Source organism: Bacillus sp. AFS023182 (genome assembly GCF_002560575.1).
Lineage (GTDB): Bacteria > Bacillota > Bacilli > Bacillales > Bacillaceae_G > Bacillus_A > Bacillus_A arachidis.
Genome location: NZ_NTRO01000022.1, coordinates 235,532 through 257,459, shown reverse-complemented (window position 1 = coordinate 257,459; position 21,928 = coordinate 235,532). Strand labels below are relative to the sequence as shown.

Below are 21,928 nucleotides of genomic sequence, written 5' to 3'. Positions count from 1 at the left end.
TAAACTCCTGTTCAACTATTTTATATTACAATACACCTTGATGCAATTACAGAGATTCCTTGCAATTGCAAATCTCCTGTTTTTCCTTTCCATAAAAGAAAAAAGGGACCTCGCTTAAGCATACAAACTTAAACGAAGTCTGGCAAATATTATATGTTCTATTTCGCATTTATCCAAAAAGAAATCACTTCTTAGAATCCTATTTCATTTTACATCGATTGCACATCACCTTCATCTAGCTTGCGATGCACATCGATTTCACGATGTAATTTTTCCTGAACGAATGTTAACGCAAAAACTTCTGTTAGTTTTCGAACAGGAATAATCTCAATACCCTTTATCGTATATAGAAATGGTTGCATGTTTTCAGCAGGAATGATAACTTTTTTTGCTCCTGCCTTTTTCGCTGCTTTCACTTTTGCATATACGCCGCCTACTGGTTTGACTTCTCCATGAATGCTTATTTCTCCAGTCATCGCTATTTCATTATTCACATACAATTGATGAAGCGCTGAATATACCCCTGTTGCCATTGCAATTCCTGCCGACGGCCCATCAATTGGAACACCACCAGGAAAATTAATATGTATATCGTACCCTTCTGGTAACAAGTCGAGAGAACGAAGAACTGTTAAAACATTGTCAACTGAGCCTTTCGCCATACTTTTACGACGAATTGATTTCGTTTGATTACCAATGCTTTCTTCTTCCACAATTCCTGTAACATTTATCGTACCTTTGTCCGTAGCTGGAATTGCCGTTACTTCGATTTCTAATAGTGCCCCTGTATTCGGTCCATATACTGCAAGACCATTTACAAGACCAATCTTCGGAATTGGATAAATATGCTTTTCATATTTCGGAGTAAGCTGACTAGAATGAACGACCCATTCAATATCCTCATCTTTAATAAATGAGCGTCCCTCATTTATTGCCATCCCTGCAGAAATTTGTACAAGATTAATGGCCTCTCTTCCATTTCTTGAATACATTCCGATCAGTTCAATACCTTGCTCTCCAATTTCCATCTTTACTTTTTCAGCCGCATTCTTTGCTACTTTTTGAATTTCTTCCGTATCAAGTTCACGGAAGAAAACCTCTAAACAACGAGAACGAATGGCAGGAGGAATGTCTTCCGGAGAACGAGTCGTTGCTCCAACTAAGCGAAAATCTGCTGGTAATCCTTTTTGAAAAATATCATGTATGTATGTTGGAATCATTGAATTTTCTTCACTATAGTATGCACTTTCCAAAAACACTTTGCGATCTTCCAATACTTTTAACATTTTATTCATCTGGATTGGATGCAATTCACCAATTTCGTCAATAAATAAAATGCCGCCATGCGCATCTGTTACAGCACCTTTTTTCGGCTGAGGAATTCCCGCTTGTCCCATTGCACCTGCACCTTGATAAATGGGATCATGCACTGATCCTATTAACGGATCAGCAATGCCACGTTCATCAAATCGAGCGGTTGTTGCATCCAGTTCAATAAATGTTGCATTCATACGGAATGGAGATTTTTGGTTTTTCTTTGCTTCTTCTAACACCAGACGTGCTGCCGCTGTTTTTCCGACTCCAGGAGGTCCATATATAATAACATGTTGTGGGTTTGGTCCACAAAGTGCTGCCTTTAATGATTTAATCCCATCCTCTTGCCCAACAATATCTAAAAAAGACGTAGGACGTACTTTTTCAGCAAGCGGTTCTGTCAAAGAAATCTCGCGCATCTTGCGAAGTTGTTCTAATTCTTTTTTCGATTCTCGATCAATTGAAACTTTTTGTGTTCGCTGGTTTTTGAGCAAATGCCAAAAATACAATCCGACAATTACACCAAAAACAAGTTGAACAAGTAAGAATATATTTGTCCAGCTCATAATTCATTTCCTCCCGCTATGTTTTACCATTTAGTATTTCCTGGGAGGAAAGGTGCTAAACATAATAAGAAACAGCAATTATAAAAATTGCTGTTTCTCTTTTTCACTATGCAGATGTCTTTGTATCAAGTACAGTACCGTCTTGTAACACCAATTTTGGCGGTGCATTGTCCACTACTGTTTCTTTTGTAAGAATACACTTCTCGATATCTTTACGAGATGGAAGCTCGAACATTACATCTAGCATTAAGCCTTCAATAATAGAGCGAAGTCCACGGGCACCTGTTTTACGTTCAATTGCTTTTTTCGCAATTTCAATCAGTGCTCCTTCTTCAAATTCCAACTCAACATCGTCAAGCTCCAATAATTTTTGGAACTGTTTTACAAGCGCATTTTTCGGTTTTGTTAAAATATCAACAAGAGCACCTTCATCAAGTGGTTCTAGGTTCGCAATAACTGGCAGACGACCAATAAATTCTGGAATTAAACCAAAGCGTAAAAGGTCTTCTGGTAATACGTGAGATAAAACATGCTTTTCATTTACATCAGCATTTTTCTTCTCTGAACCAAATCCAATTACTTTTTCACCAAGGCGACGTTTAATAATTGGCTCAATGCCATCAAACGCACCACCACAAATGAATAAGATATTCGTTGTATCAATTTGAATAAACTCTTGATGCGGATGTTTACGGCCACCTTGAGGCGGTACACTTGCTACAGTACCTTCTAAAATTTTCAGAAGTGCCTGCTGTACCCCTTCACCAGATACATCACGTGTAATTGATGGATTTTCTGACTTACGTGCCACTTTATCAATCTCATCAATATAAATGATTCCTTTTTCCGCTTTCTCCACATCGTAATCAGCTGCTTGGATAAGTTTTAGTAAAATGTTTTCTACATCTTCACCTACATATCCAGCTTCTGTTAGAGATGTTGCATCTGCGATTGCAAATGGAACATTTAAAATACGCGCTAACGTTTGAGCTAGTAATGTTTTACCACTACCCGTTGGCCCGATAAGGGCGATATTACTCTTCGCTAATTCTACATCATCAATTTTGCTGTTAGAATTGATGCGTTTGTAATGATTATATACCGCTACCGATAATGCTTTCTTCGCATTATCTTGTCCGATGACATACTCATCTAAGATTTCACGAATCTCTACCGGTTTCGGTACATCTTTGAATTCTACTTCTTCGTCCTTCGCAAGCTCCTCTTGCACAATCTCTGTACAAAGCTCAATACATTCATCACAAATGTAAACACCTGGACCAGCAACAAGCTTTCGGACTTGCGTTTGTGTTTTACCACAGAAAGAACATTTTAATTGTCCTTTTTCATCATTAAATTTAAACATATTTTCACACCCCTTACAAAGTGCTAATCTCTTGCCCTCGTATGTACACGATAAATGTATCGTATGTAAATACATATTATGTCACTACGTGGCGAGAAATACAAATAATATGACTAGTTATGTACAAATAAAAAATTTTTAAAACTTTTGAAATATGTATATTCGACTTTAGAAGGATCATTTCCTTCTTCATCGAAAAGTTTTGTAAATATATTTATAGCTATATTTACAAAACAAGGCACGATCAAAAAATCGCGCCTTGTTATTTTATTATGCAGCTTTGCTGTTGTCTACTAAGAAGTCTACAGCTTTACGAACTTTAAGGTCTTCAGATAAAGCATCTAAGCTTCCAAGAGCTTGTGTGATAGCGTCAACTGGCATGTTGTACATTGCAGCCATTTTTTCAACTTCTGCAGTTACTTCTTCTTCAGTAACTTCGATTTTTTCAGCTTCAATGATAGCTTCAAGAACAAGGTTGATTCTTACACGTTTTTGTGCATCTTCTTTCATTTGCTCTTTTAACTTGTCAGCATCAGTACCTGTGAATTGGTAGTAAAGCTCAAGGTTCATACCTTGTTGGCTTAAGCGCTGCTCGAATTCACGAACCATACGATCTAACTCAGTTTCAATCATAGCTTCTGGAATTTCGATTTCAGCGTTAGCAGCAGCTTTTTCTACTACTTCGTCACGAACTTTGTGCTCAGCTTCGTGCTTTTTGCCTTCTTCTAAGTTTGTGCGAAGTTTTGCTTTTAACTCATCAAGAGTTGCAACTTCTTCGTCTGCATCTTTAGCGAACTCATCATTTAAAGCAGGAAGTTCTTTTGCTTTAATTTCATGAACTGTTACTTTAAATGTTGCTGGTTTACCAGCAAGTTCTTCCGCATGGTACTCTTCTGGGAATGATACTTCAACGTCTTTTGACTCGCCAGCTTTTAGACCAATTAATTGCTCTTCAAAACCAGGGATGAATGTACCAGAACCGATTGCTAGAGAGTAGTTCTCGCCTTTTCCGCCTTCGAATGCTTCGCCATCAACGAAACCTTCAAAGTCGATTACAGCTGTATCGCCGTTTTCAGCAGTACCTTCTTCTTTAACAACAAGCTCAGCTTGACGCTCTTGTAAAGATTTTAATTCGTTCTCTACATCTTCGTCAGTTACAGTTGTTTCAACTTTTTCTACTGCTAGTCCTTTGTATTCACCTAATTTTACTTCAGGTTTAACAGTAACTTTTGCAGTGAAGATTAAGTTTTCATTTTTCTCGAACTTCTCGATGTCGATTTCAGGATGAGCAACTGGGAAGATACCAGTTTCATCGATTGCTTCACCGTATGCTTTTGGTAAGATAATATCTAAAGCATCTTGGTATAAAGATTCCACACCAAAGCGTTGTTCGAATAACGGACGAGGCATTTTTCCTTTACGGAAACCAGGTACGTTAATTGTTTTTACTACTTTTTTGAACGCAGCGTCGATAGAGTTGTTTACTTCTTTAGCATCAACTTCAATTGTTAAAACGCCAACGTTACCTTCTAATTTTTCCCATTTTGCAGCCATTTATTCTTTCCCTCCAACTATAATAATGTATGCACATACCTCTACAGATTGAGTTTCCTATTATTTCTTTTTTAGAAACAACAAAAAGCATGAAAGCCAATTTATTCAGGCTTTCTAATCTTCTAGCAATAAGCCTTAAGACATGCGAGATCTCAATCTATTATTTGTCTATAAGACAAACACGGTATATTTTGTTCGAGAATAATATGAAACATATTAAGTAAGAGAATTGCACTCCTCTTCTCTTACAAACAGGCAGAACTCTGCCTTTTGCAACCCTTACATTATAACATAGAATATTCTCGTTTCAATAACTGAACGATTCTTTTTCATAATTATACGGGTAAATGCCCTTCCCTCTCCACGCGTAAAAACCATTGATAAGCAATATGAAACTCTTCAACAGTAATATTATACGCTGCCATAAGGGCCTCTTCATCGATGATCAATCCGAAACGTTTTCTCCCGATCCGCTCTAGAACAGCTGCCCACACTTCGTGCTTATCCATTAGTAATGGAAACGGGAAAATACTAGTTTGCATCTCTCTCCAATATGTAATAATTGCCTCAAATATATCTGGATGATCATTTTCTAATCGATTAGATAATATATGTATAACCCGCTTCGAACACTCATCATTATGACCCAAATGAGCTGGGATAACCATTATTTTTTCGCCAAATTTCTCTACTTCTATTTCTTCTTCTATACGCTTTTCTACCATTTTGTATATAATAGAAGTTTTTAAATACGGATGTCGCGTGCTATCAATAAGAAATTTCTGTAAAGCTGGCAAAGCTTTTTCGAGGTTCTTAATTGAAAGAGCATTAATTACCTGCAATTGCTGCCCAAAACTTTCCACAAATAGATTCTCCGAAAATTCTTCCAGATCAAAATCGGATTCTATCAGTGTTGTTTCATCGCCGTTTAGCATACTTTCCGCAAACTGGGCAAGCTGTGCTAATTTCTCTCTTTGCTCTACGGTCAATTCTTTCTTCTGCAAAACTTCTTCAACAGTTTCAATTACACCTACATAATCATTTGTTTGAACTAAAATTGTCACGTATGTTTCAAGAATATCCCCAAACAAAACTGTTCCTGTTTCAAGCAACTTCTCACATCGCTCTTTTGAATCTTCCATTCGCTTTAATTCTAATAAACAAATAACCGAAGCTAATTCTGTTTGTTCTGTTTCTCCATTATACTGACGTAATATTTCAAAACAGCGCAATGCATCCTCGAACTTCCGCTCCCGCAGCGCCATAAACCCTTGGTCAATATAACGCTCTGACAACTGTGGAAACAATACGACCGTATTTTCTTTTTTATCCATACGTCCGCCTCTTTTTTTAGATTTTAAATCTCTTCAAAGTAAATATAACAAATGACTGTTAAGAAAACAACTTTCCAAACACATTTGTTTGAAATATAAAAATATTTAACTTTTATGATTAAAATAAAAAATTCACACTAGAAAATCTTTATTATATAAAAAAAACCTCAGCAAATGACGCAGAGGATTTTCGCATTAATGGAAAGCTTTTATAATTGTAGGATATAAGAAAAGAGTAATCATTTGGAGAACAATAATTGTAACAACAATCATACTAAAAAAGAAGATCGGCTTACTTTGTTTCATAAGAAACATAATAATAAGCATAATGCAGATAAGTACACACATAAAAAATAAACTTGTAGTAGAACTCAGTATTCCGCTAGGAACAAATAACAATAGTATAACACTACAGATACCTATAATTCCGAATAACCATTCCATTCATCTACCCTTTCCCTCTCATAACCATTCTCTCTATGCCATTAAATGTTTTACAACATCAATTACATCTGTTAACTTCTCATATGCAACAAACCCAAAAGCTACCGTTAAAGCTGTTACAATTAATCCTTTCATGTTTTCTTCCTCCTCGTTTCATCTTTGTTACCTCTATTATAAAGAACTGACCAATTGTTACCATCGAACTTCCTTACACTTACCTTACAGAATTGTAAGATTACAAAATAAAACTTAAACGCTCCTCTTTCAATCATGTTAAAATAATTTCATGCAATTCAGAATTCAAAAACTGAAGGGGATGATACCTATGTTCAAAAAAGTAGCTGCTGATGTTCTCGGATTAAGCGATGTAGGTTCTGTGATTACACCGAAAGATTACGATAAAGTCGATGCCGACGATTATGTTATGCATGAAGATGGTGAAAAGATTTATTTTCTCATTAAATCAAAATCAGATGAGTATTGTTTTACAAACAAAGGGTTAATTCACTTAGATGGCACGAGTGCAACGAGTAAAAAACGCACACTACGACGCTTTAGCTATAGCAAATATCAAATTAGAAATGTAACGTTAGAAACTGCTGGTACCATTGATTTAGATGTAGAAATTAAATTTCATATGGGAGATGAATATTACTCAATTGATGTTCATAAAAAGCACATCGAAGAGCTTAAAGACTTATATAAAGCACTTCACAAAATTGAGGAAATTTCCTATGAAAATGATATTACATTACAATACGCTCAAAAAAGCTTAGACATGGCTTCGAATACATTTAGCCGTATTACAAACGCCCAACTTAATTTAGCAGAGCAATTTAAAGAAATGAATCAAATTGCCTTCAACTGGCTTGTTGACACGAAAAAACAATATAACGTGAAAGATTATGGGTTTGTGTTTGAAAAATTTATTAACAACTAATTGGAAAACAAATAAAAGCGAAGAAGCCGTCCTAAAAGGTCGTTGAATATAGAAAATGAAAATAATCTACCATAAACGAGACGAAACGGACTTTATAGTCATAAACTGGAAAAACTATAGAGGTATAAAAACATGGACAATAAACTTCACGAACTCAATAAACAAAAAAAACCACTATTCGTCACTGTGTATGACCAATTATATAAATTAATTATGGATGGAACATTTCCTTTAGACAGTCAACTTCCAACAGAACCTGAATTGGCTAAAATCTTTGGTGTAAGCAGAATGACATTAAGACACGCGTTAGCACTTTTACAGGAAGATGGATTGGTTAAAAATATCCATGGAAAAGGAAATTTCATTACAAAATTTCATCATAATGAAAGTAGCGATGGCTTGGAGAAGTTGGGGAATCCCTTATATAAATGCTATGCAGAAAAAATAGATGCTATCGAACTTAATTTCCGAATTGACCTAGTAACGGACTATGCAATGCAAGTATTAAATCAAGAGATGACCGCGGTGGTTGCATTGGAACGATGGTATAAAAATCACGATAAGATAGTAGCGTTTGCTTTTACCATGATGCCAATAGAAGCCGTTTCTAAATTAGACCTTGACTTGCATAACGAGAAGCAAGTATTGGAAATGTTGGAGGAGAAAGTATATGAACTTGCTAATTCCTCTACCATTGAAATTAAACGTTCTAATTCCGCCAATACCCCATCATTAAAATATCAAATTTTCCACGGGGAGGAATTTGATTTAATTTTAGAAAGTGTATATATCAGCGATAAATACCCTGTGGTTTATAATAAATACTATATACCAATAGAATTCAGTCAAATTAGGATTAAAACATCTAAATAACCGAATGAATAATTCATCATCTCTTATAAAGTTCTATATTTAATTTGGAAGCGATGTATTTCATACGAAATACATCGCTTTTTTTGTAACAAAAAAGACAAATTCCAAAAGAAAGATAGGTTGTGAACAAAGAAAAGGTATGATATCCTTTTCATTGTTCAGATGCGTACAAGTTTTTAGACAACTAGATAATATTGTATATTCAACAGAGTTATCATGCACAATCATGAAAGCGTAATCACTGAGTGAAATATTTTTTGGTTGTTCATGAAAACGTTTCCTTATTAACTTCGTAAAAAGGACAGGTATCCTTTTCATTATTAAGGCGCATACAAGTTTTTAGATAAACAGACAATATTATATAGTTCAAAAAATTATTATGCATCATCATGAAAACACAATCAAAAAGAAAGATGCTTTTGGTTGTTTATGAGAACGTTTCCTTTTAAGCATCATAAGAAGAAACGAACAAAAATGGGTACAACTGTGCACAAGGAACCCCCGCATATGAAACAAATGGTTTAGAAATTACTGAAACCATCTTTTTACAAAAGAATTAATTGGTAGTTAAAGGCCAAACAATCATGACCCAGGAAGACCATTCCCTAAATAACAAGAAGAGAGGAATATAACTATGTCTACAATAAGTGCAGATGTAAGCACGAAAAAAACGCAGGAATTTAGCGCTAAAAAAGCAGTACCTTTTACCTTACTGTTATTTCTATTATGTTTAGTAATTGACAATTCATTTAAGATTATTTCTGTTGATATGGCAAAGGATTTTCACATTTCAGCGACAACTGTTAGCTGGCAGGCAACATTAGCTGGTCTTGTGATTGGAATTGGGGCAGTCGTTTACGCTGCTTTAGCGGATTCTGTTAGTTTTAGAAAACTTTTTACTGTTGGGATCATTTTAATCTGCGTTGGTTCCGCTATGGGATATATTTTGCAACACTCGTTTATACTAGTTGTTATCTCACGTATTATCCAAACTGCCGGTTTAGCATCAGCTGAAACGTTATATGTAATATTTGTTACAAAGCATTTACCTGCAGATGAACAAAAGAAATTTTTAGGATTAAGTACAAGTAGTTTTGCTCTTTCACAGCTTATCGGGGCATTAACTGGAGGTTATGTTTCAACATACTTCCACTGGACAACTCTATTTTTAATTTCTTTAGTAACACTTTTCACTCTTCCTTTTATTTTAAAATATCTTCCTAAGGAAGAAGCGACAAACAGTCATGTAGATGTATTAGGATTATTTCTAGTAGGAACGATTTCAGCATCCCTACTACTATATATTACCGATTTCAATTGGATGTACCTTCTCTTGTTTATTGTTGCAATTGCCTTGTTCCTTACTTATATCAGCAAGAACTCAAAGGCTTTTATCGGTATATCCTTCTTTCAAAATAAACAGTTTATCTCATTGCTTGGCGTTGCTTTTATCATTTACTCTGTACAGTTAGCATATATTTTCTTATTTCCATTCTTGCTTGAAAAGATGTATGGTTTGAAGCTAGATACCATTTCACTATTATTGATTCCTGGCTATATAGCAGCTACGATAGTCGGGGCTCTTTCTGGAAAAATTGCGAAGGTTATGGGAAGCAAGCAATGTATTACAATCGCTATGGTTAGCATTATGATCAGCTTGCTATTAGGCGGATTCTTTATAAAAACTTCTGTTATTGTATTCGTAATATCTATGGTTCTTTTCTCTAGTTCATTTGCATTCATGTATGCACCATTACTTGATTCTTGCATTTGTACGATTGAAAAAGAAAAAACAGGAACAGCAATCGGATTTTATAATTTAACACTTAATGTCGCTATGTCAATCGGAATTGCCTATACAGCCGCAATGATGGACCATTCTGCATTGAGAAAAAATTTCCTAGGGATTATAAACAATTCGGATGCTTCCATGTTTAGTAATATCCTATTTATCCTCGTACTCATTACCCTTTTCAGTTTATCTCTGTACTGGATATTAGTGGGCCGAAAAGCGACAAAATAGATTTATAATAACCTTAAATGTGAGAACCCTAAGACCAAAATTTTAGGGTTCTTTTTTATTAAATAAAACCTCAAAACACTTCTTTTTTTAGTCGCAAAAAAACTCCCTAAACTATATTTAGGAAGTTGATTTCTTCAAAGGTAGAATCGTTTTATTATTACCTAAAAACACAAAACCGTTAAGTCCATAATGAACTTAACGGTTTTAAAAGACGTCCCAGGAGAGATTTGAACTCCCGACCCGTCAATTACCTACGATATATAAACGATTCTTTCATCGTTTGCTGAACGTTCATTTGGGCGGTCAACTGACCGTTTTTGTTAATTAATATTATACGCTATATAGTAGTTCTACGTCAATGTTGAATGCCTTTTTGTTCTATCAATTCCCTAGCGGAATTTCTGACGCATTTAGATGAATCCCTTATCCACGGAATAAAAAATAATCGGCTTAAAATGCGAATCTCGGCGTACCTTTCCGCACTATTTTATATATTTTGATCGCAGTCTTAATATATCTTTCTCTTCGCGAATACCTGCCGATCCCTTCCTCACATTTTTTACAACAGTCCAATTCGGGTTAGTTTCATCGCCGATATTCTGTACTGTAAAGTTGCCGTCACCATATTTTCGGTTACCTTCTGCCAATTTCTCCGTTAAATCATTCTCATTTGATCTCGCCATCTTTGCGCCATCTCCCTTTTTTATACAACCTTCTTAAACTGTCCAACCAATCACACGTCCAGTCAATTGGAGATTCTCGTTTTCCGCTTCCATTAATTATAACACACTGTCGGGGATAAGTTCCGATAATAGCTGCTTAATCGCACTAGAAACGTTATTTTCTTCGAATGTGAATGAGCCGACGGCAGTTACGCTAAACGATGCGATTCCTTGCCGCTGCATTTTGTTTGTATGTGATTTATCTAACGTTTGTTTTACGGCTCTAGCTCTATCGTATTTATCTTCATAGCATCACTTGCAAATCGGCTTAAATCCCCCACGCCCATTTCGATAATAGCTATCTAGCGGGAACTTTTCTGCGCAGGATTTACATTGCTTTACTTCGATTTCCTTACCGTCTATCTCGATAAATTCCGTCACGGTATATTCGCCAGTTTTGCGTGCCTTTACGTTACATGGCTTGCATCGTGATTGCAGCCCGTCGGATGATTTCGCCTCTTTGTGGAAACCGCCCGCAGTTGATTTCATCTTTCTACAGTATGTACATTGCTTCATTTTTTTCTTTGTCATTTTAGTTCTCCCTCTCTATCTTCATAAATAGATGAATAAAAAGTACGAAGCTATTAAGCCACGCCAAAAATCGCCATATCTTCGTCACATCCTCTTCGAGCTTCATAAGCAGTCATACCGCCGTCAGCACTTAATACTTTCGTTTCTAAATCAACGTGTTTATGTTCTAATTGCGCCAATGTGCCGACACGTATTCCTGTCTGATACATAAGTAAGATAGCGGTAGCATCTCGTAAATCTAAGAATCGTGTTAAATCGAGTACCGATAACAAGATATTAATTTCACGGTCTGTTGCACCTTCTTTAACAGGCGTATCCACCTTTATCTTCACATTGCGCCAAAAGTTAATATCAATCCACCCGTTATCGTGGCAACGTCCTAGAAATGCCTTTAGACACTTCAAACGAGTTAATTTCGTTTGATTACTAACGTTCATAGACGATAACCACTCGTAAATATGATTAACGTTTAATTCTTCTAAGTATTGCGTATCTGTTATCTTCGTAAAGTGATTAACGTGTAAATAGTAGTCATTTATCGTACGCTCACGTAAGCCTGTTGCCTTTATTTGACGTACAACTATTTCGAGTGCTTTGTCGATTGTTAAATTAAATGTATAACGACCCTCTGCGGTCTTTCTTTTCCGCGGATCACTTTTCAATCTATCACTAAAAACATTCGTTAAGTCTTCGCTAATTCTTAAAGAATCACGTCTTTTGGACATAAAAAAATAAGCCTCCTAACTCGTTAGCGACCGCACATTGTACGATTCAACTTACGAATTAGAAGGCTTATATATTGCGGATTTTGACGTCACCGCAAAGGTTTTTTAGCGTCCCAGGAGAGATTCGAACTCCCGACCGACGGCTTAGAAGGCCGTTGCTCTATCCTGCTGAGCTACTGGGACATGGAGCGGGTGAAGAGAATCGAACTCTCGACCAGAGCTTGGAAGGCTCTTGTTTTACCACTAAACTACACCCGCATATTTTGTTTTTATTTTTACTTGATATCTTATCGACAAGGTTTATTATATTTGCACACAGGGATAAAGTCAATACTTTTTTTCAAAGAGGATAATTTTTCTTATCCTCTTTGAAAAGTTTTATGTGCAACAACTTTTCCATTTAATGTTTCAAATCGAATTTCAATGTTATTTTCATTTACTTCTAACAAAGTAAATGTTTTTTCTTTACGGGAACGCGGCAATACAATGCTTCCAGGATTGATAAATAAAATATCATCAATAAATTCCGCACCTAACATATGTGAATGTCCAAAGCATACTATATCCGCTTCCACTTCTTTCGCACGATACAGAAGTGTTTGCACAGTCATTTTAACATTATACCGATGACCATGTGTGACCAAAAAGCGCATTCCATCTACATCAATAATAATTTCTTCTTCAAAACCATTATAGAAATCGCAATTTCCTTTTACTACTTGGAATCCTTGCAAATCCTGGTGATCCGGTGTTAGTTCTGAATCACCACAATGAATCATAACATCTACATTTCCCTCATATGTTTCTTTTAATTGCTGTAATTCTTTCGTAGAACCGTGACTATCGCTTACAATTAAAGCTCTCATCGGTCTCTCTCCCTCACTCTTCTTCTAAAAACCACGCTGGAATTTTCTCCTCTAACTTACGAAGAGCACGCCCGCGGTGACTGATTTCATTTTTCTCATCTGAAGTTAGCTCGGCCATAGCTTTTTTATATTCTTCTACATAAAAGATTGGGTCATATCCGAAACCATTTTCACCACGAGGTTGATTTAAAATCTTTCCTTCACATGTACCATTTACAATAACCGGGTTCTTATTCTCTTCTGGAAAAGCAACCGCTAACGCGCAATAAAAACGCGCTGTACAGTTTTCCGCCGGAGTACCCTCTAATTCTGTTAAAACTTTATCAATATTCGCTTGATCATCTTTTGGTTCACCTGCATAACGAGCAGATCGGACACCAGGTTTTCCATTTAACGCATCGATAATAAGTCCAGAATCATCTGCAATGACAATTGAATTTAACTGCTTACATAAACTATCCGCTTTCAAAATTGCATTTTCTTCAAATGTTTCACCAGTTTCTTCGACTTCTTCGATGTGAGGAAAGTCATGAAGAGATTTTACTTCTAAATCAAATCTCTCAAATAACTCGGCAAATTCACGTACTTTCCCCATGTTTTTCGTTGCTACAACAACTTGTTTCATTTGTCCACCTCTATTCTATGTAAGATACGATGTCGCCTAATGCTTCTTTTTGTTTTTCAACGAGTTGTAAAATCCCGTTTTCTGCTGCATCAAGTAATTCATTTAATTCCGCACGGCTAAATGTCGCTTCTTCTCCAGTTCCTTGTACTTCAACAAACTGACCTTTTCCTGTCATAATGACGTTCATATCAACATCAGCTTTAGAATCTTCGGCATAGTTTAAATCTAAGACTACACCCTGGCCTTCAACAATTCCTACAGATGTTGCAGCTAAATAGTCTTTTACTGGAATTTTAGATACTTTCTCTGCTTGTAATAACTTTTCAAATGCTAATACCATCGCAACATAAGCACCCGTAATAGACGCAGTTCTTGTTCCGCCATCTGCTTGAATTACATCACAGTCAATCCAAACTGTTCTTTCCCCAAGTGCTTCCAAATCAACAACCGCACGTAATGCTCGTCCAATTAAACGTTGAATTTCCATTGTGCGACCAGTTACTTTCCCTTTACTAGACTCACGAATTGTACGTTGTTCTGTTGCACGCGGAATCATCGCGTATTCCGCCGTTACCCATCCTTTTCCTTCGCCTCTCATAAATGGCGGTACACGTTCTTCAATCGTTGCCGAACAAATCACCTTCGTATCTCCAACTTCAATGAGTACAGATCCTTCTGGATGCTTTAAATAATTTGTATAAAGATGTATACGGCGTAGTTCTGCCGCTTGTCTACCATCTACTCGCATAAAATAACCCCCTAGTAACTGCTACCTGTTAGTATAGCCCATTTTCAAATTCTGATATGTATAACAATAAGAAGAGGAACTCAAAAAGAAATTCCCCTTTCTTATATAAGTATATCAAATTATTTATGATTAAAAACTACCTGTATTCACGTTTTGCGGACGATTAACAGGTTTTGTTAGTTTCTCACCTTTCTCAGTAACAAGATTTGCTTTTCCATTTACTTCGACAGAAACATTTTTTACATCCTGCTTTTCTGTCAAAGATAAAACGAGCGATTGCAGTACATAATTTGAAATCACACTTTTCCCTTTATTAGCATATATATTTTCATTGAAATTCAATGTAACTTTTCCATCCTGCAATTTCGGTTCACTAACGAGCTTTACATCAGCATTAAAATCATTAAGTAAAGATGAACCCGATGGCCCTTTTACAAGCTCATTCACAACTGTTGCAATCTCATTTCCCTTTCCTTCTGCCACGCGGCGTGTTACCGGCACGTAATACTGTTTTTTATTATTTTGCGCCAAGAAATAAAGTGTAACTGACTTCGTATTCGTAACATCTGCCACTTGCTCATCATCAAAGTTAATACCATCAGCACGGCTCACACTTTCCCCAAGCGGTGTACCTCCGACAGGCATCTTTGCTAATTTTTCACCATTAATTTGAAATTTGACTTGCTTAATGTTCTTAAATTGCGTCAATGTCCATGCTACAGATTCAATAATTTGGCGCTCTTCTTCCTTTTTATAGCTTTTCATTTCTTTTGAGAAATCAACAACCGCCGTGCCATCTTTCTTCACATCAACTGACAAAGTTGTATTCGCTGGAAGAACAGCTCGAAATCCATTTGGAAGCAGATTTGTTACCGGCCCATCCTTCACAAGATATTCTAATGTTTGTTTCACAACTTCATTTTCTTTCGGAACAGGCATTGCTATTGTTTGCGGTACAACATATCCATTTTTATCAACAAGGTATAACTCTCTTTGTATCGTTTGTCCCTGCTTTTCTTTCTTTGCACTGTCTTTCTTCTCACCATCTGTATACGTGACTTTTTTCGGCGGATCAATTTGCTCTGTTTCTTTCTCCTGATTTAACAAACCGCAACCCGTTAGTAAAACAGCGCTTACCGTAACACAAACAAGCCATTTAAAAGTGGATTTAGGCATACCATTTCCCCCTAAAATCTAAGTTTGTACTATTATGTATACGATCTTTTTATCATTTTAGAACAAGCAATGACAACCTATCTTACAATTTATTAAATAAAAAAACCCCTGATTTCTCAGAAGTTTTTTTATGAATATACTATTAATTTGGTTACAAATTAATATGCTTTACATTTTCAATCGGTTGCCCAAACCATTTAGATGCAATTTCTTTAAATAAATCTATTTTCCCTGTTGTCAAGAAGAGATGATCGCTTTGTTCTTCCCCTTCATTTAACATCTTACTATGATACAAAATCGTACTCACTTCACGAGCTGTTTCATCTCCAGAACTAATTAGCTGCACCTTATCTCCCATTACCTGCTTAATAACCGGACCTAGAATTGGATAATGTGTGCACCCTAAAATCAGCGTATCGATTTCAGTAGCTTTCAGCGGTTGCAACGTTTCTCTCACAACCTCATAAGCCATCTCACTCTCAAAGTTTCCACTTTCTACAAGTTCAACAAACGGCGGACACGCTAAACTGTCTACCATAACACGGTTATTAATAGACTTCAGAGCCTCTTCATACGCCCCACTTTTTACCGTTCCAATTGTTCCAATGATACCAACATGGTACGTATTGGTCACTTTTAAAGCCGTACGCGAACCCGGGTGAATTACACCCACTACCGGGATTGGTAATTGCTTTTGCATCTCTTCTAACACAACCGCAGTTGCCGTATTACAAGCAATAACTAACATCTTAATATCCATGGCCAATAAATGCTCCGTCATTTCCCATGTGAATTGACGCACTTCCTCACGAGAACGCGGACCATACGGGCAACGTGCTGTATCTCCTAAATATATAATACGCTCTTTTGGTAGCTGGCGAATTAATTCTTTCGCTACTGTTAATCCTCCGACTCCCGAATCAATGACACCAATCGCTCTATTCAACATAATCACCCGTTTTCTTATTCATTACCTTATTTTTTTACATATCATTATATATCACATACCTTAGATCTGATAAAACTAAAGTAGCTTTTTAATAGATTTCTAATATGTACCTGTATAGACCAGGGACTTTTTTATTTTGCTCCTTTTCTTCACAATTTGCAAGACAGAAAAATAGCCGACCTTTTATAAAAAGTCGGCTTCACCTGTTATAATTCGAGTTCTCCCATACGAAGAAGCTCAACAACCGCTTGCGAACGTCCTTTAACCCCTAGCTTTTGCATTGCATTTGATATATGGTTGCGTACGGTCTTTTCGCTAATAAAAAGTTCACTTGCAATTTCTTTCGTTGTTTTATCTTGAACTAGTAATTCAAATACTTCTCTCTCTCTTTTTGTGAGTAACGGTTTAGATTGATATGCTTTTTCCTTCAACTGGTATAACCCTCCTTGCTTAAGCCAGAGCTGTACGTTTGTAAGTTGGGTGGGTGTTTATTTAGTCAAGATATTGTATGAACGAAATGTGCAGGTGGTGAATGAAAATGGGCTAATTTGCATATGTTATTTACATTCTGTATGTAATTCAATCACATGCTATAAAAAGTAGCTTCTATAAAAATCAAACAACATAAATGCGCTTACATATAACTATTCATTTCTTAATTAATTTGTCGCCACTTACTCAATAGAACAAGTATCCATTTATTCAAAAGATAAATGGATACTATGGTGATGACATGAAACTTATGTTAATCTCTATAATTTTGTCACTATCCACAATAGGGGTTGCCATTTCAATGGATATACTACAAGGTTTTAGTATTTTCCATATAATGAAATCAGTTTTAGAATTAAAATAAAGAATAATAACGGAAGATTGCATACTCCTATTCGTATTTTTTCTTCCTCTCCTCATTCCAAAAATTCTTCAGCTGAAAAAAATAAAACGACATAGGATTCCACTATGTTGTTTGGATTTTCTTCTTAATCCATTTGAAATATAATTGCCGTTCTCTCCCCAAATTACTTCACTCCATTTATTACCTCTTTCTTTTCAGAAAGATTCATCGAAAAGGCGCCAATACTACCTAATAGAGATGTATGTATTTATAGCAATCTGCTTTGTACGCAAAATTTTATGTATTGGTGGTGTCATTATGTTTTCGAATTTCAAACGATTTTTAATCGGTAGACCGCTTAAATCAACAGCGCTAGGAGAACAAAAATTAAATAAACTAAAAGCACTCGCAATCCTTTCTTCGGATGCACTTTCTTCTGTTGCTTACGGAACAGAACAAATTTTAATTGTTCTTGCTGCATTTGGAGCAATCGCCTTTTGGTATTCCATTCCAATCGCAGTTGGCGTTTTAATCTTATTAACAGCGCTCATTTTATCATACCGACAAATCATTTTTTCTTATCCGCACGGCGGAGGTGCTTATGTTGTTTCTAAAAAAAATTTAGGTACAAATGCTGGACTTATTGCAGGAGGATCGCTACTTGTTGATTATATCCTTACTGTAGCTGTAAGTGTTTCAGCTGGAACCGATGCTATTACATCAGCTTTTCCGACTTTGCACACATACACAGTTCCAATCGCAGTCATACTCGTTTTATTTATTACAATTTTGAACTTGCGGGGCGTAACGGAGTCAGCATCGATTCTAGCTTATCCTGTCTATCTCTTCGCTTTCGCACTTGTTGTTTTAATTATTGTTGGTGTATTTAAGATCACTTCCGGTCAAGCACCCGCTAATTTACATACGCCAATCGGAACTGTCGTGCCTGGCATCACACTCTTCTTATTATTAAAGGCATTTTCATCGGGCTGTTCCGCTTTAACAGGGGTAGAAGCAATTTCCAATGCGATTCCAAATTTCAAAGAACCTGCTGCGAAAAATGCAGCAAAAACATTAGTCATTATGGGAACAATTCTTGCTATTTTATTTACGGGTATCACATTTTTAGCCTATTGGTATGGAATTGCCCCAAAACATAATGAAACTGTCGTGTCCCAAATTGCTTCAAATATATTTGGAAGGAATTTTGTATACTACTTTATTCAAGGAACAACTGCGCTTATTTTAGTACTAGCTGCAAACACAGGTTTTTCAGCATTTCCATTATTAGCATTTAATTTAGCATCAGATAAATATATGCCGCGTATGTATTTAATGCGCGGAGATCGTTTAGGGTATTCAAATGGAATTATTACACTAGGCATCGGTTCCATCTTGCTAATTCTGGCCTTTCAGGGTAAAACCGAACAATTAATTCCGCTATATGCAGTAGGTGTTTTCATTCCTTTTACATTGTCACAAACAGGTATGATTATAAAATGGTTACGAGAAAAGCCACAAGGATGGCTACCTAAATTACTTACAAACTTATTAGGCGCTCTTATTTCATTAACTGTTCTTCTCATTTTCTTTATTACAAAATTTGCACAAGTATGGTCCATTCTTATCTTTCTACCTATCATTGTTTTCATCTTTCATCGTATCCACAATCACTATGTTGCAGTAGGTGAACAGTTGCGTGTCAATTTCAATAAAATTCCTGAAAAAGTAACTGGTAATGTCGTAATTGTTCCCGTCGCCGGCATTACAAAAGTAGTCGAACAATCCATCAATTACGCAGAAACCATTAGCGATCAAGTTATCGCTGTATATGTAGCTTTTGATAAAGAGAGTGAACTACGTATGCAGGAAAAATGGAAAGAATGGCAACCGAACATTCGTCTCGTTACATTTGTCTCATCTTACCGAAGCTTAATGCGACCTATCGCAAAATTAATTACGATTATTCAACATAAAGCACTAGAGAACAACCGTTTTGTTACTGTTTTAATTCCGCAGTTCATTACCAAAAAGAACTGGCATAACGTTTTACACAACCAATCGAGCGTATTACTACGTGTCTACCTTCTATATAAGAAAAACGTCATTGTCACGACTGTTCCTTATCGATTTCGAAAATAAGAACATTATGCACCTAAATAGAGGTTTGTTTTCCCCCTTTCTTTTAGGTGCATAACCATCAAAAATGCCTTACAAAAATGTAATCTCCCACCATAAAAATGTAATATAATTCGATAGTTTCCATATTCTTTTCCATGTAAGATAAAAGTATAAAGAATCATCATTGCATAACAAATAACATGGTGATTAAAAAAGGAGAGGATTTTATAATGGAAAAAAAGTTACGTAGATCTGAAACTGATAAAATGTTATTTGGTGTATGCGGTGGTTTAGGAGAATATTTCGATATAAGCGCTAGTATGATTCGCATACTTTGGGTGATTGCGATTCTATGCTTCGGTACAGGTTTTTTAGCTTACCTTGTTTGTTTATTGCTTATGCCACGTTCTTACTAAAAGGCACCGGTGCCCAATTCGGTGCCTTTCTTTCATCTTGTCGCTTTTTGATGAAGCATACTTTCTTTTCGTGTTAACAAATACTTATTTGCTAAAATAAGGAACACACTAGAAGTCCATGTAAACGCTAAATCACGCAATCCTTGCCCGGTTTGTGCATGAAAATTTTCAGCCATCCCACTTTTATTTGCCATCATACAAAAACGAGAGGCAATATCCTTCGCAAACTCATTTTGATCAACTGCTTGTAAAGCCTCAGTCATAATAAATGTTGTCGGTGCCCAAATTGGTCCGCGCCAATATCCATCATCTCGATAATAGGGACTTCTTATACTCTCTGTAGCAAATCCATGTTTTGTCAAAAAGTGATTTTCTTTTTTCAATTCTGTAAGTAAGCTTTCAATAATTTCTTTAGGTAACCTTTTTCCTAAAATGAGGGGGATATATAACACGAGACTATCTGATACTTCATATGAATGATTCCCAGATTGCGGGGCAATAAAACGGTTTTCTCTCCAACAATGTTGAATCATACGATTAAGCGTTGTATTTGCTCGCTCTCCCCATTGCTTTGCCTCTTCCTCAAGCCCAAGTTTCTCCGCAACCTCCGCTAATACTTCCATTTGTAAAATAAGAAATGAGCTTAAGTCTGGACTCTCAATAGGAGCACCGCGGTGAAAAATCGTACTATTATCCCAACCACTATCATTCCCATGATTATATTGAGGAATCCCATCCCCATCATCATCTCGATATGTAAACCACCAATCTGTCCATTTGCATAACGGTTCATACACTTCTTGTAAATGCTCTTCTGTTATAAAATCTGCATGTTCCATCATCCATTTCAGCGTCCACCCATGAATAGGTGGTTTACAACAATTCCACAGCCCACTTTTATCGTTAATATAATCTGGTAATACACCACACGCATCTTGCTTATCGAAGAAAATCATAAATTGATCCCACGCCACTGTCGGTTGATGCATCGCTAATGCCATCGCATTAAAACAATGATCCCAGCTCCATATATTCGTCATCCAGTTTTTTGACATATACATCGCTTTTCGCGGCAAATACCCTTCCGCTTCTACCATACAAGACCATGTAATATAAGCCGCTAACTCTCTCCCTTTCAATAAGTCTTTCGGGACAGCCAATGTATGGCGTAACCAATTTACAAAATTCATCTCAGTAGCATCTACTGCCTCTGTGAATGTCTTCGTCTCCTTCGGCTTCTGTAATACTGTTTTATATTCTGTTAGTTCCACATCAATCCCTGATTTTTCATCTTGCGCACAAATATCAACAATAATATGTTTACAACGAAGCTCCTCAAACGGGGCATCCATATGCATAACCCCTTCTATAGCAGATAAATGAAATCTCATTTCTTTTGAAAAGCTATTAATTTCCCATCCACCTTGTTCGCTTGGAATACAGTAATCATACGAACTTGTAATCCCAATAAAACGTAGATGCAATCGATCCGAAGAAAAGCGAATTGTATCAGAATGAGAAAAACAAATCTTCACATCACCTTCTGCAGTCTGAAGTGTTAGTAAAGATGGCGACATCTTCGTTTCACATGGTATAACCTGTCCTTTCCGATTTAATACCTCTATTTTAAACACTTCACCAAAATCATCGTCACCACCGCGAATATTTCGAATCAGTAATCCGTTATCATAGTTTAAAGAAATCACTAAAAAAGAACCATACCGGCTAAATGGAACTTGTTGTAAATCAAACATTTATATCCCCCCTAGGAAAGAGCCCCACCAATAGAAGAGCCCTCTT

At 36.3% G+C, this 21,928-nt stretch carries 18 protein-coding genes, 2 tRNA genes and 2 pseudogenes; 5 read left to right on the top strand and 17 right to left on the bottom strand.

Annotated elements, in window-relative coordinates; all coding sequences use genetic code 11:
* Positions 1–209 precede the first annotated feature (209 nt).
* The 5 genes from lonB to CN288_RS12335 form a co-directional block, all read right to left on the bottom strand.
* Positions 210–1,880: an ATP-dependent protease LonB gene (gene lonB / locus CN288_RS12355; RefSeq protein WP_141527957.1), complete on the bottom strand. Its 1,671-nt coding sequence runs from the start codon at positions 1,878–1,880 to the stop codon at positions 210–212.
* Between the two features lie 106 nt (positions 1,881–1,986).
* A complete protein-coding gene (gene clpX / locus CN288_RS12350) occupies positions 1,987–3,246 on the bottom strand; it encodes an ATP-dependent protease ATP-binding subunit ClpX (RefSeq protein ID WP_098302330.1) in 1,260 nt (419 codons plus the stop codon).
* Positions 3,247–3,516: 270 nt separating this feature from the next.
* A complete protein-coding gene (gene tig, locus CN288_RS12345) occupies positions 3,517–4,800 on the bottom strand; it encodes a trigger factor (protein WP_026593538.1) in 1,284 nt (427 codons plus the stop codon).
* 335 nt (positions 4,801–5,135) lie between these two features.
* Positions 5,136–6,134, bottom strand: a complete 999-nt coding sequence (locus CN288_RS12340; RefSeq protein WP_026593539.1) for a hypothetical protein — start codon at positions 6,132–6,134, stop codon at positions 5,136–5,138.
* A gap of 195 nt (positions 6,135–6,329) precedes the next feature.
* Entirely contained in the window at positions 6,330–6,578 is a 249-nt protein-coding gene (locus CN288_RS12335; RefSeq protein WP_026593540.1) for a hypothetical protein, read from the bottom strand.
* A 325-nt stretch (positions 6,579–6,903) separates the two neighbouring features.
* On the opposite strand from CN288_RS12335, the gene CN288_RS12325 reads away from it, so the two are divergent.
* From CN288_RS12325 to CN288_RS12315, 3 genes are all read left to right on the top strand, one after another.
* Positions 6,904–7,518, top strand: coding sequence for a PH domain-containing protein (locus CN288_RS12325; protein WP_026593541.1), 615 nt, complete (start codon positions 6,904–6,906; stop codon positions 7,516–7,518).
* A 132-nt stretch (positions 7,519–7,650) separates the two neighbouring features.
* The gene (locus CN288_RS12320) at positions 7,651–8,391 is read left to right on the top strand and encodes a GntR family transcriptional regulator (RefSeq protein ID WP_098302329.1); all 741 of its coding nucleotides are present in this window, start codon (positions 7,651–7,653) and stop codon (positions 8,389–8,391) included.
* Between the two features lie 634 nt (positions 8,392–9,025).
* Positions 9,026–10,414: an MFS transporter gene (locus CN288_RS12315; RefSeq protein WP_098302328.1), complete on the top strand. Its 1,389-nt coding sequence runs from the start codon at positions 9,026–9,028 to the stop codon at positions 10,412–10,414.
* A gap of 482 nt (positions 10,415–10,896) precedes the next feature.
* On the opposite strand, the gene CN288_RS12310 is transcribed toward CN288_RS12315, so the two are convergent.
* The 11 genes and pseudogenes from CN288_RS12310 to gerE form a co-directional block, all read right to left on the bottom strand.
* Positions 10,897–11,097 carry a cytoplasmic protein gene (locus CN288_RS12310; protein WP_090687702.1) on the bottom strand — a complete coding sequence of 67 codons (201 nt, stop codon included), beginning with the start codon at positions 11,095–11,097 and terminating at the stop codon, positions 10,897–10,899.
* Between the two features lie 33 nt (positions 11,098–11,130).
* Positions 11,131–11,667 (bottom strand): annotated as a pseudogene (locus tag CN288_RS30010) (hypothetical protein).
* Between the two features lie 113 nt (positions 11,668–11,780).
* Positions 11,781–12,392: pseudogene (locus tag CN288_RS12295) on the bottom strand (tyrosine-type recombinase/integrase); the annotation flags it as partial.
* A 109-nt stretch (positions 12,393–12,501) separates the two neighbouring features.
* Positions 12,502–12,575: transfer RNA gene (locus tag CN288_RS12290), tRNA-Arg, on the bottom strand.
* Position 12,576: 1 nt separating this feature from the next.
* A tRNA-Gly gene (locus CN288_RS12285) sits at positions 12,577–12,650 on the bottom strand.
* 101 nt (positions 12,651–12,751) lie between these two features.
* Positions 12,752–13,258 carry a metallophosphoesterase gene (locus tag CN288_RS12280; RefSeq protein ID WP_026593544.1) on the bottom strand — a complete coding sequence of 169 codons (507 nt, stop codon included), beginning with the start codon at positions 13,256–13,258 and terminating at the stop codon, positions 12,752–12,754.
* Positions 13,259–13,271: 13 nt separating this feature from the next.
* Positions 13,272–13,883: an XTP/dITP diphosphatase gene (locus tag CN288_RS12275; protein ID WP_026593545.1), complete on the bottom strand. Its 612-nt coding sequence runs from the start codon at positions 13,881–13,883 to the stop codon at positions 13,272–13,274.
* Positions 13,884–13,893: 10 nt separating this feature from the next.
* On the bottom strand, positions 13,894–14,631 hold the full coding sequence (gene rph, locus CN288_RS12270; RefSeq protein ID WP_098302326.1) for a ribonuclease PH: 738 nt from the start codon (positions 14,629–14,631) through the stop codon (positions 13,894–13,896).
* A 129-nt stretch (positions 14,632–14,760) separates the two neighbouring features.
* Positions 14,761–15,807 (bottom strand): GerMN domain-containing protein, encoded by a 1,047-nt coding sequence (locus tag CN288_RS12265; RefSeq protein WP_026593547.1) that lies wholly within the window; start codon positions 15,805–15,807, stop codon positions 14,761–14,763.
* A 151-nt stretch (positions 15,808–15,958) separates the two neighbouring features.
* Positions 15,959–16,756, bottom strand: coding sequence for a glutamate racemase (gene racE, locus CN288_RS12260; RefSeq protein WP_243765168.1), 798 nt, complete (start codon positions 16,754–16,756; stop codon positions 15,959–15,961).
* A gap of 206 nt (positions 16,757–16,962) precedes the next feature.
* The gene (gene gerE, locus CN288_RS12255; RefSeq protein ID WP_000659494.1) at positions 16,963–17,187 is read right to left on the bottom strand and encodes a spore germination transcription factor GerE; all 225 of its coding nucleotides are present in this window, start codon (positions 17,185–17,187) and stop codon (positions 16,963–16,965) included.
* Positions 17,188–17,909: 722 nt separating this feature from the next.
* On the opposite strand from gerE, the gene CN288_RS12250 reads away from it, so the two are divergent.
* Positions 17,910–19,733, top strand: a complete 1,824-nt coding sequence (locus tag CN288_RS12250; RefSeq protein WP_026593549.1) for an APC family permease — start codon at positions 17,910–17,912, stop codon at positions 19,731–19,733.
* Between the two features lie 209 nt (positions 19,734–19,942).
* On the top strand, positions 19,943–20,128 hold the full coding sequence (locus CN288_RS12245) for a PspC domain-containing protein (protein ID WP_026593550.1): 186 nt from the start codon (positions 19,943–19,945) through the stop codon (positions 20,126–20,128).
* 32 nt (positions 20,129–20,160) lie between these two features.
* Here the strand turns inward: CN288_RS12245 and CN288_RS12240 are convergent, their stop codons facing one another.
* Complete coding sequence (locus tag CN288_RS12240) at positions 20,161–21,882, bottom strand: amylo-alpha-1,6-glucosidase (RefSeq protein ID WP_026593551.1); 1,722 nt, start codon at positions 21,880–21,882, stop codon at positions 20,161–20,163.
* Positions 21,883–21,928: the final 46 nt, after the last annotated feature.

Bases quoted from the DNA above. Each gene is read 5' to 3' on its own strand.
- CN288_RS12325 (WP_026593541.1), top strand. From the start codon at position 6,904: ATGTTCAAAAAAGTAGCTGCTGATGTTCTCGGATTAAGCGATGTAGGT.
- CN288_RS12280 (WP_026593544.1), bottom strand. From the start codon at position 13,258: ATGAGAGCTTTAATTGTAAGCGATAGTCACGGTTCTACGAAAGAATTA.
- CN288_RS12240 (WP_026593551.1), bottom strand. From the start codon at position 21,882: ATGTTTGATTTACAACAAGTTCCATTTAGCCGGTATGGTTCTTTTTTA.
- CN288_RS12315 (WP_098302328.1), top strand. From the start codon at position 9,026: ATGTCTACAATAAGTGCAGATGTAAGCACGAAAAAAACGCAGGAATTT.
- rph (WP_098302326.1), bottom strand. From the start codon at position 14,631: ATGCGAGTAGATGGTAGACAAGCGGCAGAACTACGCCGTATACATCTT.
- CN288_RS12320 (WP_098302329.1), top strand. From the start codon at position 7,651: ATGGACAATAAACTTCACGAACTCAATAAACAAAAAAAACCACTATTC.
- CN288_RS12335 (WP_026593540.1), bottom strand. From the start codon at position 6,578: ATGGAATGGTTATTCGGAATTATAGGTATCTGTAGTGTTATACTATTG.
- lonB (WP_141527957.1), bottom strand. From the start codon at position 1,880: ATGAGCTGGACAAATATATTCTTACTTGTTCAACTTGTTTTTGGTGTA.
- CN288_RS12340 (WP_026593539.1), bottom strand. From the start codon at position 6,134: ATGGATAAAAAAGAAAATACGGTCGTATTGTTTCCACAGTTGTCAGAG.
- CN288_RS12265 (WP_026593547.1), bottom strand. From the start codon at position 15,807: ATGCCTAAATCCACTTTTAAATGGCTTGTTTGTGTTACGGTAAGCGCT.
- CN288_RS12250 (WP_026593549.1), top strand. From the start codon at position 17,910: ATGTTTTCGAATTTCAAACGATTTTTAATCGGTAGACCGCTTAAATCA.
- tig (WP_026593538.1), bottom strand. From the start codon at position 4,800: ATGGCTGCAAAATGGGAAAAATTAGAAGGTAACGTTGGCGTTTTAACA.
- CN288_RS12245 (WP_026593550.1), top strand. From the start codon at position 19,943: ATGGAAAAAAAGTTACGTAGATCTGAAACTGATAAAATGTTATTTGGT.
- CN288_RS12310 (WP_090687702.1), bottom strand. From the start codon at position 11,097: ATGGCGAGATCAAATGAGAATGATTTAACGGAGAAATTGGCAGAAGGT.
- CN288_RS12275 (WP_026593545.1), bottom strand. From the start codon at position 13,883: ATGAAACAAGTTGTTGTAGCAACGAAAAACATGGGGAAAGTACGTGAA.
- clpX (WP_098302330.1), bottom strand. From the start codon at position 3,246: ATGTTTAAATTTAATGATGAAAAAGGACAATTAAAATGTTCTTTCTGT.
- racE (WP_243765168.1), bottom strand. From the start codon at position 16,756: ATGTTGAATAGAGCGATTGGTGTCATTGATTCGGGAGTCGGAGGATTA.